A 9,863-nucleotide genomic window follows, 5' to 3' on the forward strand; every position below is an offset into this window, starting at 1 on the left:
GCGGAGAGGGGCTCGGCGACGGGCTGGGGCTGGGACTCGGCGAGGGACTCGGGCTGGGGCTCGGGGACGGCTTCGGGCTCGGCTTCGGGCTCGGTGCGGGGACTGCCCAGAAGAAGGAGCGGTACGCCTGACTCGACTCCGGGTTGTCGTAGCACTCCCAGACGCCGTGCGGACAGTAGTCCGTGACCGTTTGGTAGAGCGTGTCGTGGGTGGCCATCCAGGTGAGCATCTGCCGGACATAGTCGGGGTCGTCGCCGTAGTGGTAGAGGCCCCACTCGGGGTAGGACACCGGCTTGTGGTGCGCGGCGGCGAACGTCACCTGCTGCTGCAGTCCGTACGGCTGCGTCACGTAGTCCTGGAAGCTCTGGCCCGGCTCCATGTCGTAGCTGTCCATCCCGATCACGTCGGTGACGTCGTCGCCCGGGTAGCACTCGGTCCAGGGATTGTCGTCGGCACCGCGGGTCGGGTCGAAGTCGAAGCGGAACCGCTGGCCGGGGACGCTGCGCATGGTGGTGACGATGCGGCGCCAGTAGGTCCGCCAGGCGGCCGGGTCCGGGTGGCAGCGGCTGCTGTACGTGGTTCCGTTCATCTCCCAGCCGAGGGTGATCACGGTGTCGGGGGCGCCCAGTGCGACCAGGCGTCGGGCCAGCTCCAGGAAGTGGCCGTCGAAGTCACCCGCAGCGCCCTGGGCGAGCAGACCGCGCACGGCGTCGTCGTCGAGGCCGCCCTCGTTGTCCTGCTGCATGGGCACGCCGAGGACGAGCATCCGGTCGGGCGCCGACGTCCGCCACTGCGCCCAGGGGGCGAGGAGGGTGATGCTGCCCTCGATGTCGTCCCAGGAGTTGCCGGGGAGATAGGTGTGGCCGACCTGGATCTGGGCGTGGTTCAGCCAGCCCGAGAACCGGTTGATCCGGTCGTTCGACTGGTACGAGCCGAGGAACGCCCCGAACGGGACGGGGTGCGAGGGCAGCACGATCGGCTGCGGGGGAGTGGGTGGGCTCGGCGACGGCGACGGTGAGGGTGAGGGCGACGCGGGGAGCGTGGGAGAAGGCGTCGGGGAGGGCGAGGGTGACGGACTGACCGTGGTCGGGGCCGGCACGGGCACCGGGATGGGGATGGGGATGGGAATCGGCATCAGGCTGGGGCTCGGCACAGGACCGGAGGTCGTCGGAACCGGCACCGGGCTGGGACTGAGGCTCGGGATCGGCACGGGACTGGCGCTGATCGGCACCGAAACGGGGACGGGGACGGGGACCGGCACCGGGATCGGGATGGGGAGCCCCGTGCTGGCGCTGGGCACAGGACTGGTGCCGGGTTCCTTGCTCACGATGGGCGTAGGACTGACACTCGGCCCCGTGCCGACCCCAGGCCCCGTGCCGACCCCGGGCCCCGGGCTGGGCACCGCAATCAGGCTGGTCCCCGCCACAGGCGCCGTCCCCAAGCCGACCCCGGCGCTCGCACTGGGGCTGGGGCTGGGGTTCGGGCTTGACTTCGGACTTCCGCCGGCCGCCGCGCTCGCACTCGACCCAGCGCTCACGCTCGCACCCGCACCCGCACCCGCACCCGCACCCGCGATCGCACTCGCACTCGCACTGGCCCCAGCACTCGCGCTGCTCCCGGCGTCCGCGCTCGCGCCCGCCGTCGCGCCCGCGCTCCCCGTGGCAGCTGCGCCGATCCCGCCCGCCCCGGCGCCGCCGCCCGCGCCCGGGCCCGCGCTGGGGGCTTCCCCCGCTGTGAGCGCGTCGCCGTGCGACGACCCGTGCGACGACCGCCATGCGGCCACCTCCCCCAGGTAAGGGGCGTGCAGCAGCACAGCTGTCACCGGCAGCGCGATCGTCAGTATCGCGATCGCGAGACAGGCGAGAGGTGCCAGGCGTCGCTGCGACATGGGATCGAGCCTAAGTTATGACGATTTGTCAGTATTGGCGGCACGCCGCAGCTCTGACGATCACTTTGCTCCGAATGCGCGGCCCCGCCCGCCTGCCGGTCGTCGTGCCGTAGCGTGAAACGCAGCGATGCCGCGGGGGCGGCATCGGACGGGAGGGGGACCGCATGATTCTGGTGACGGGTGCGAACGGAAACGTCGGTACGGAGGTCGTCCGGGCGCTGTCCGAGGCGGGGGAGCAGGTCAGGGCACTGGTCAGGGTCGCGGACCGGCCCGCGCCGGCCGGTGCCGAGGGGGTCGTCGGGGATCTGAACGAGCCGGAGAGCCTCGCGCCGGCGCTCGCGGGCGTCCGCGGGCTGTTCCTGCTGCCGGGCTACCGCGACATGCCCGGCCTGCTGGCCGAGGCGGCGCGGGCGGGGGTGCACCGGGTGGTGCTGCTCTCGGGCGGCTCGGCCGGGGACGGGGACATGAGCAACGCCGTCTCCCGCTACATGATCCTCTCGGAGATCGCGGTGCGGGACTCGGGCCTGCCCTGGACGATCCTGCGCCCGGCCGCGTTCATGTCGAACGCCTTCCGCTGGCTGCCGCAGCTGAACGTCGGCGACGTCGTCAGGGTCCCGTTCGCCGGGGTCCGCACCGCGACCGTCGACCCGTACGACATCGGGCAGGTTGCCGCGCGGGCGCTGCTGACGGACGGTCACTACGGGCAGGTGTACTACCCCACCGGACCGCAGTCGCTGCTGCCGGAGGAGCAGATCAGCACGCTCGGGCAGGTCCTCGGCCGCAAGCTGGAGTGCGTGCCGCAGTCGAACGAGGAGGCCAGGGCGGAGATGACCGGGGCCATGCCGGAGGAGTACGTCGACGCCTTCTTCCGCTTCTACGTGGACGGGACCCTGGACGAGTCCCAGGTGCGGCCGACCGTCCAGGAGGTCACCGGGCAGCCGCCCCGAACCTTCGCGCAGTGGGCGGAGGCGCATGCCGGGGACTTCGCCCCGAGCTGACAGGCCGTGCCGGGAGCCCGTACCCGGGGAGGATGGCGCCATGGCCAACCTGCGCGCAGCGCTGACGTGTCCGCACTCCTCCGAGTCGTACCTCTCCCTGTGGTCCCAGGACTCCGTGCTCTCGATCGGCTCGGTCGGCTCCGTCCTCTCCAGCGGTTCGGTGGGGTCGGTGCTCTCCGTGGGGTCCATCGGCAGCGCGGCGTCGCCGGCCTCGGTGGGCTCCTGGCTCAGCACCGGGTCGCTGCTGTCCGCGCAGTCGAAGTGGTCGATCCTGTCCTGGCGTTCCACGCTCGGCGTGCTGGCGGCCGGGGCCGCCGCGACTGCGGTCATCCGGCGCGGAGCTGACGCAACGTCCACCCCGCCCCGGACGGGTCGAGGACTCGGGTGGCTTCGGTGAAGACCTCGGCGGCCCGGCGGTAGGAGAGCCGGCCCCGCCCGGTGAGCGGACAGCGGTCCGAGGCCGGGGTGCCGGCCGGAGCGCGCCGGTCGGTGAGGAACACCGGTCCGGCGGTCCGGCTGAGCAGCAGTAGTGACAGCAGCCGCCCGGTACGGGGCTCCCAGCGCAGCTCGGGGCGGCCCGCGTTGCGGCCTGCCCTGCTGCGACGGCGGTTGAGGTCGAGGTCGAGGATGTCGAGGGCGAGCACTCGCTCGATGGATGCGCCGGTGTCGTGCAGCAGATGCCACAGCGCCTGCTCGCGGAGCGGCACCCGGAGTGCGAACACGGCCCGGACCGCTTCCTCGTCCAGCCGGGGCGGCCCGGGTGCCGGTGGCGCCGTCGGTGTCGGGGCCGTGAGCGGGAACGGATCCGTCCCGGCCAGCGGATCGGTCGTGATCCACCCCTGACCGCGCCACCAGCGCAGGGCGCCGCGCAGAATCGACAGCTCGCGGTTGAGGGTGCGCGGATCGGTCACCGCCGCGCGCTGCACGCAGGCGGCGCGCAGCCGGGCCGCGCAAGCGGGGTCGTCCAGCAGGTTCAGCGGCACCACCGGCGGCACAGCCCGGCGGCGCGCGGCGCCGCTCGGCGGGGTGCGGCCGACCATGGGCCAGGCCCAGGTCGCCAGGGCGATCCGGTAGATCCGCCGGGAGCCCTCGGACAGCTCTGCGGCCTCCAGCCGGCGTTCCACGGCGACGGCGTACTCGACCGGGTGAACCATCAATCCTCCGCAGTAAAAAATACTCGCCCTCGACTCGCTCTTCCGCAGTAAATCCCATGTCAGAGCCATCTAAGAGGGAATTTACTGCGGCCGACGCACCATGTCACCACATTGCCTCTGATCGACTCAACTTAGCGCCCGCGAAGCCTTGTGGGAGTTGCTTGCATCAAGGCAGTCTGCTGACTGTGACCACCGATCTCCGGGGCCGTTCCGGCCCGCTCCCCGGGCTTCGCCGACGCCTGGTCGTGCTCGGCGAGCGCGACTTCCGCCGGTTCTTCACCGGCTACGCCACCTCGCTGCTCGGCTCCTCCATGGCCGGGGTGGCGGTGGCCTTCGCCGTCCTCGCAACCGGGGGCGGCGGCTCGACGCTCGGTGCGGTGATGACGGCCCGAATCCTGCCGCTGGTACTGCTCCTCGTGCTCGGTGGGGCGTCAGCGGACCGCTTCGGCAGCCGGATCGTCATGATCGTCGCTGATGTGCTCCGCTGCGGCGCTCAAGTCTCCTTCGCCGTACTGCTGCTGACTGGACGTCCGGAACTGTGGGCGATGCTGCTGCTGGCCGCACTGGCCGGTGTCGGCGAGGGCCTGTTCGGCCCGGCGCTGTCCGCGCTGGTACCGCTGCTGTCTCCGCCGGACGAGCTCACCCAGGCCAACTCGCTCCTGCAGATGGCCCGTTCGGGGGCGACGATCGCCGGCCCCGCGCTCGCCGGGGTGCTGGCGGCGACCGGCGGACCGGCCCTGGTGCTGGCCCTGGACGCGGCCAGCTATGCGGTGAGCGTCGTGGTCGTGTTCCGCCTGCCGAAGGCCGGGGTCGGGGCCGGGGCTGGGGTCGGCGCCGGGTTTGCGGCCGTGTCCGCCGATACCGCCCCGGGGCGGCGGAACTCGCTGTCGCTGCTCGCCGACCTCAGGGCCGGCTGGTCGCTGTTCCGCTCACGCACCTGGCTGTGGGTCACCACGCTGCACATCTGCCTGTTCAACCTGCTGGTCTGGGGCCCGTTCCTGGTCCTCGGACCAGTCGTCTCGGCCGCACGGTTGGGCGGCCCGGGGGCCTGGGGAGCGATCATGGCCTGCTACGGCGGCGGCGCGGTCGGCGGCGGCCTGGTCCTGCTGGGCCACCGGCCCTCCCGTCCGCTCGCCGTCGCGGTGGTCGCCTCACTGGGCTGGGCCTTTCCCACCGCCGCACTGGCGGCCGGGCTGCCACTGCTCTGCGTCTGCGTCGGGGCTGTGGTCGGCGGCGTCGGCTCGGCCGTCTACGGGACCCTGTTGGGCACCATGGAGCAGCAGGCGGTCCCGCCCGAGTTCCGGGGCCGTGTCTCCGCCTACGGCAGCCTCGGGGCCTTCGTCCTCGGCCCGCTCGGCCTGGCCGCAGCCGGCCCGGTCGCCGCAGCCGTCGGGACTGCCCCGGTCCTCGCCGCCGGAGCCCTCTGGCTGGTCGCGGCCGTCGCGGTACTGCTCCTACTGCCCGCGATCCGCCGCCCGGGGTCGCCGGGAGCGGGGGGCGGGGAGCGGCCCTGGTGACGTGCCGCGCCGGCGGTGACCTGGCTGTTCAAAGCAGTGTGATCAGCCGTCAGCCGTCAGCCGTCAGCCGTCAGCCGCCTTCCGGAGCGGTGACCGGCACGGGCTCGATCCGGGCGCCGGTGCGGGCAGCTCGCTGCTCGCCCCAGGTGTACATGGCCTGCAGCACCGGTGCCAGGCTGAGGCCTTCCTCGGTCAACCGGTACTCGACGGCCGGCACGGCGCCCACGCCGGTGCCGGTGATCTCCCGCCGTTCGACCAGCCCCTTGGCCTCCAGCGCCCGTAGCCGCTGGACCAGCACCTTCTCGCTGGTCCCCGGCATCCTTCGGCGGAGCGCGCCGTATCGGTGCGCGCCCTCCTTGAGATGGGCCAGCACCACCGACGCCCATTTGCCGCCGAGTAGGTCGAGCGTCAACTCGACCGGGCAGTAGAAGCGTTGGCCGTCGTGACCGCTGTCCGGCATCGTGGCCGTCCCCCTTGCTGCTCTGTTCCGCTGTCCTGTTCCGGGTACTTACCGTCCGGTGCGTCCTTGCCCGGGATCCGGCGGTGCGATTGAGTCCTCGCATGATTGTCGAGTACATCCGGTACCGGATCGCCGAAACCCGGCGCACGGAGTTCGAGCAGGCGTACCAGCGGGCAGCGGCGTCGCTCGCCGCGGCGGAGCAGTGCGTCGACTACGAGCTCTCCCGCTGCGCCGAGGACCCGGGCTCCTACATTCTCCGCATCCGCTGGACCTCGGCGGAGGACCATCTGACGGGCTTTCGCCGGGGTGAGCATTTCGCCGCCTTCTTCGGCGAGATCAAGCCCTACGTCGAGTCCATCGAGGAGATGCGCCACTACGAGCCGACCGGCGTCGCCGGTCAGGGCGGTTCGCTGCCCACGCTGTTCTCCTGGGCGGGCGGTGCCGAGGCACTGGACCGTCTGTTCACCCGCTTCTACGAGCGGGTCGACGAGGACGAACTGCTCGCGCCGGTCTTCGCGGGCAAGGATCCCGACCACGCCCAGCATGTCGCGGCCTGGCTGGGCGAGGTCTTCGGCGGGCCCACCGTCTACAGCACCGGCCACGGCGGTCACCGGCACATGGCCTCGCGGCACCTCGGTCGGGGTATCACCGAGGCCCAGCGCCGCCGTTGGGTGGAGCTGCTGCTGGACACCGCCGACGAGGTGGGCCTGCCCGCTGACCCGGAGTTCCGTGCCGTCCTGGCCTACTACCTCGAGTGGGGGACCAGGATGGCGCTGCTCTACTCCGGGCCCAACCCGCCTCCGCTGCCCGAGACGCCGATGCCGCACTGGGGGTGGGGAATCACGCCGCCCTACCGGGGGTGACGGCCCGTCGGATTGAGCAGTGCGGCAGCAGAAGCAGAAGCAGAAGCAGGACCGTAGGCAGGAGGGCTGGGAGCAGCGGCGAGGTCGAGGCTGGCGGGGACGGCGGCGAAGGCGCCGTGCAGGCGCTGCACCAACGCCGTCCGTCCCCCTGGCCGTCCTTGCGGAACCAGCGGGCATCGGGAGCGCCGCCGCGCCGGTCAGGCCGCCTCCAATTCGGCTGCCCGGGCCAGCAGCTCGTCCCGGCCGATGGCGTCGGTCGCGGTGGCCGGGACGGTGCAGGCGAAGGCGCCGGCGATCGCGCCGTAGCGGGCGCAGCGCAGCGGGGGTTCGCCGGCCAGCCAGCCGAGGAGGAATCCGGAGGCGTAGGCGTCCCCCGCGCCGTTGGAGTCGACCACGGGAGACGGGGGCTCCACGGCGGGGACGTGGGTGAGGCGGTCCTGGTCGAGCAGGTAGGACCCCTCGGCTCCGGCCGTCGCCACGACCAGTCGGGTCCGGCCCCGCTCGGCGATCTGACGCATCGTGCGCTCCGGGTCGGCCAGGGCCGTGATGGAGAGGAAGACCAGGTCGGCCTGGTGGGCGAAGGTCTCGTGGTACTCCTGGACGCCGTCCCAGTTGTGCAGGTCGGTCGAGACGGTGACCCCGGCCTCGCGCAGGGTCGGCAGGGCGAAGCCGCACGGGTAGGTGATGGAGACATGGGCGTGGCGGCTGACCGCCGCCAGCTTGCGGACCGTCGCCTCCGGCAGGCGGTCCTGCTCCAGTGAGCGGCTGTCGTCGTAGAGGGAGAGCCGGCGTCCGTCCGGGTCGACCAGGTTCACCGCTCGCTTGGTGCCGCCGGACTGGGGCACCTCGGTGAACGCGATGCCCCGGTCCGCGTAGAGCGCCCGGATCAGGTCGCCGGCGTCGTCGTCGCCGATCAGGTCGAGGTGGTGGGTGCGCAGTCCGAGCGCGTGCAGTCCCAGGGTGACGAAATCGCCGGTCTGTCCGGCCCTGGTCTCGATCCTCGGCACCATGTAGCTGTCCGCGTAGGGAAGCGGCAGCTCAGGGACGTGGACGATGGTGTCGACCCCCGAGCCTCCCAGGACGAGTACATCGGTCTCAGCGCTCATGACGTCTCCTGTCGGCCTGCTGCGATCACCGACAGGCGAGTCAAACAGGCGGCTGGAGCGTTGGCAACATATTTCAGCAACTTTCAGGAAGCCTGTGCGGGGCCCGCCTCCGGCCCGGGTGTTCCTGGTCTGTTCCGGCGTTCGGTGTCGGTGGCGGGTCGTAGGCTGAGGCCCATGGCGACGAGTGGTGCTGGGTTCAAGAAGGCGAAGGTGCCGACGACGCACACGGGCCTTGTGCGGCAGGCGCGGAAGATCAATCGGGCGCTGGCGGACGTGTATCCGTACGCGCATCCGGAGCTGGACTTCAGGAATCCGTTCGAGCTGCTGGTTGCGACCGTGCTGTCGGCGCAGACCACCGACCTGCGGGTGAATCAGACCACACCCGCGTTGTTCGCGAAGTACCCCACGCCGGAGGACATGGCGGCGGCGGATCCGGAGGAGCTGGAGGCGATCCTGCGGCCGACCGGATTCTTCCGGGCCAAGGCGAAGGCGGTGCTGGGGCTGTCGGCGGCGCTGCGGGACCGGTTCGGCGGCGAGGTGCCGGGGCGGCTGGAGGATCTGGTGACGCTGCCGGGGGTGGGCCGGAAGACCGCCAACGTGGTCCTCGGCAACGCCTTCGGCGTGCCCGGGATCACGGTGGACACGCACTTCGGGCGGCTCGCGCGGCGCTTCGGGTGGACCGTTTCGGACGACGCGGTGAAGGTCGAGGCCGAGGTCGGCGAGCTGATCCCGAAGAGTGAGTGGACCATGCTGTCGCACCGCGTGGTGTTCCACGGGCGGCGGATCTGCCATGCCCGCCGTCCCGCCTGCGGGGCCTGCCCGATCGCCGAGCTGTGCCCCTCCTACGGCGAGGGGGAGACCGACCCGGTGAAGGCGGAGAAGCTGCTCAAGTACGAGAAGGGCGGCCAGCCCGGCCAGCGGCTGAGCCCCCCGCCGGACTACCCCGGCCTGCCCGCCCCGGCGGCGGGCGGTGCGGCCTGATGGCGGACGGGGAGCAGGAGGGCCAGGGAGCCCAGGGGAGCCCGGGGAGCCAGGCGGCGGTGGCCGGGCCGCAGGTGAGCCGTGACGGGCTGCCGGAGTGGCTGCTGCCGGTGCGGGACGCCGCCGAGCGGATCCAGCCCGGGCAGCTGAGCCGCTTCCTGCCGCCGGCCCAGGGCGGTCGGCGCTCCGCGGTGCTGGTGCTCTTCGGGACCGGGCCGGACGGCCGTCCCGACCTGCTGCTGATCGAGCGGGCCCGCTCGCTGCGCTCGCACGCCGGCCAGCCGTCCTTCCCCGGCGGCGCGCTGGACCCGGAGGACGGCGACCCGCGCGGCCCGGGGCCGGTCAACGCCGCCCTGCGCGAGGCCTGGGAGGAGACCGGCCTGGACCCCTCCGGCGTTCAGGTGTTCGGGGTGCTGCCGGACCTCTACATCCCGGTCAGCGACTTCGTGGTCACTCCGGTGCTGGGCTGGTGGCGCACGGCCAGCCCGGTGGCGCCGGTGGACCCGGCGGAGGTCGCGGCGGTGTTCCGGGTCCCGGTCGACGAGCTGGTCGACCCCGAGCGCCGGGCCAGGCTGCGCCACCCGAGCGGCTTCCGCGGTCCCGCCTTCCTGGTCGAGGGCCGTCTGGTCTGGGGTTTCACCGCCGGGGTGATCGACCGGCTGCTGCACCACTCGGGGCTGGAGCGGCCCTGGGACGGCAGTCGCGAGATCGAGCTCTCGGAGGACGCGGTGGTGGACGCCGCCAAGGACCGCGACCGGGCCCGGCAGCGTACCGGGGCGGACCCCACCGGCCTGGACGAAGGAACCATTTCGGGCCGTCCGGCGTGAGAAGGAGACAAGGTCCTCCCTAGGAGTCACGTTCCTGCGGTCCCGGCGTGGGAAGGTTGACCGTCGCCC

At 72.5% G+C, this 9,863-nt stretch carries 11 protein-coding genes; 7 read left to right on the forward strand and 4 right to left on the reverse strand.

Annotation, left to right across the window (positions count from 1 at the left end):
• A partial coding sequence (locus TR46_RS42655) for a glycoside hydrolase family 26 protein (protein ID WP_052433195.1) occupies window positions 1-973 on the reverse strand: 973 nt, incomplete at its 3' end.
• A gap of 16 nt (window positions 974-989) precedes the next feature.
• Here TR46_RS42655 and TR46_RS43490 point away from each other — a divergent pair.
• The 3 genes from TR46_RS43490 to TR46_RS29775 all read left to right on the forward strand — a co-directional run bounded on the left by TR46_RS43490 (window position 990) and on the right by TR46_RS29775 (window position 3,283).
• Complete coding sequence (locus TR46_RS43490; protein WP_052433196.1) at window positions 990-1,796, forward strand: hypothetical protein; 807 nt, start codon at window positions 990-992, stop codon at window positions 1,794-1,796.
• Window positions 1,797-2,052: 256 nt separating this feature from the next.
• Entirely contained in the window at window positions 2,053-2,886 is an 834-nt protein-coding gene (locus TR46_RS29770; protein WP_042407443.1) for an NAD(P)H-binding protein, read from the forward strand.
• Between the two features lie 40 nt (window positions 2,887-2,926).
• Window positions 2,927-3,283: a hypothetical protein gene (locus tag TR46_RS29775; protein WP_042407447.1), complete on the forward strand. Its 357-nt coding sequence runs from the start codon at window positions 2,927-2,929 to the stop codon at window positions 3,281-3,283.
• Here TR46_RS29775 and TR46_RS29780 read toward each other — a convergent pair.
• On the reverse strand, window positions 3,213-4,040 hold the full coding sequence (locus TR46_RS29780; protein WP_042407458.1) for a hypothetical protein: 828 nt from the start codon (window positions 4,038-4,040) through the stop codon (window positions 3,213-3,215). The two genes, TR46_RS29775 and TR46_RS29780, sit on opposite strands and share 71 nt — an antisense overlap.
• Window positions 4,041-4,225: 185 nt before the next feature.
• Here TR46_RS29780 and TR46_RS29785 point away from each other — a divergent pair, with 185 nt between their 5' ends.
• Window positions 4,226-5,557, forward strand: coding sequence for an MFS transporter (locus TR46_RS29785; protein WP_161790217.1), 1,332 nt, complete (start codon window positions 4,226-4,228; stop codon window positions 5,555-5,557).
• Between the two features lie 70 nt (window positions 5,558-5,627).
• Here TR46_RS29785 and TR46_RS29790 read toward each other — a convergent pair whose 3' ends face one another.
• Complete coding sequence (locus TR46_RS29790) at window positions 5,628-6,017, reverse strand: winged helix-turn-helix transcriptional regulator (RefSeq protein ID WP_042407461.1); 390 nt, start codon at window positions 6,015-6,017, stop codon at window positions 5,628-5,630.
• A 101-nt stretch (window positions 6,018-6,118) separates the two neighbouring features.
• On the opposite strand from TR46_RS29790, the gene TR46_RS29795 reads away from it, so the two are divergent.
• Complete coding sequence (locus TR46_RS29795; protein WP_042407466.1) at window positions 6,119-6,880, forward strand: group II truncated hemoglobin; 762 nt, start codon at window positions 6,119-6,121, stop codon at window positions 6,878-6,880.
• Between the two features lie 197 nt (window positions 6,881-7,077).
• On the opposite strand, the gene TR46_RS29800 is transcribed toward TR46_RS29795, so the two are convergent.
• Entirely contained in the window at window positions 7,078-7,986 is a 909-nt protein-coding gene (locus TR46_RS29800; protein WP_042407469.1) for an adenosine kinase, read from the reverse strand.
• A gap of 174 nt (window positions 7,987-8,160) precedes the next feature.
• Between TR46_RS29800 and nth the strand changes: the two genes are divergently transcribed.
• The gene (gene nth, locus TR46_RS29805; protein ID WP_042407471.1) at window positions 8,161-8,967 is read left to right on the forward strand and encodes an endonuclease III; all 807 of its coding nucleotides are present in this window, start codon (window positions 8,161-8,163) and stop codon (window positions 8,965-8,967) included.
• The gene (locus TR46_RS29810; protein ID WP_084719053.1) at window positions 8,967-9,794 is read left to right on the forward strand and encodes an NUDIX hydrolase; all 828 of its coding nucleotides are present in this window, start codon (window positions 8,967-8,969) and stop codon (window positions 9,792-9,794) included. Before nth ends, TR46_RS29810 begins: the two co-directional genes overlap by 1 nt.
• Window positions 9,795-9,863 lie beyond the last annotated feature (69 nt).

The sequence above is a fragment of the Streptacidiphilus carbonis genome, from assembly GCF_000787775.1.
Lineage (GTDB): Bacteria > Actinomycetota > Actinomycetes > Streptomycetales > Streptomycetaceae > Streptacidiphilus > Streptacidiphilus carbonis.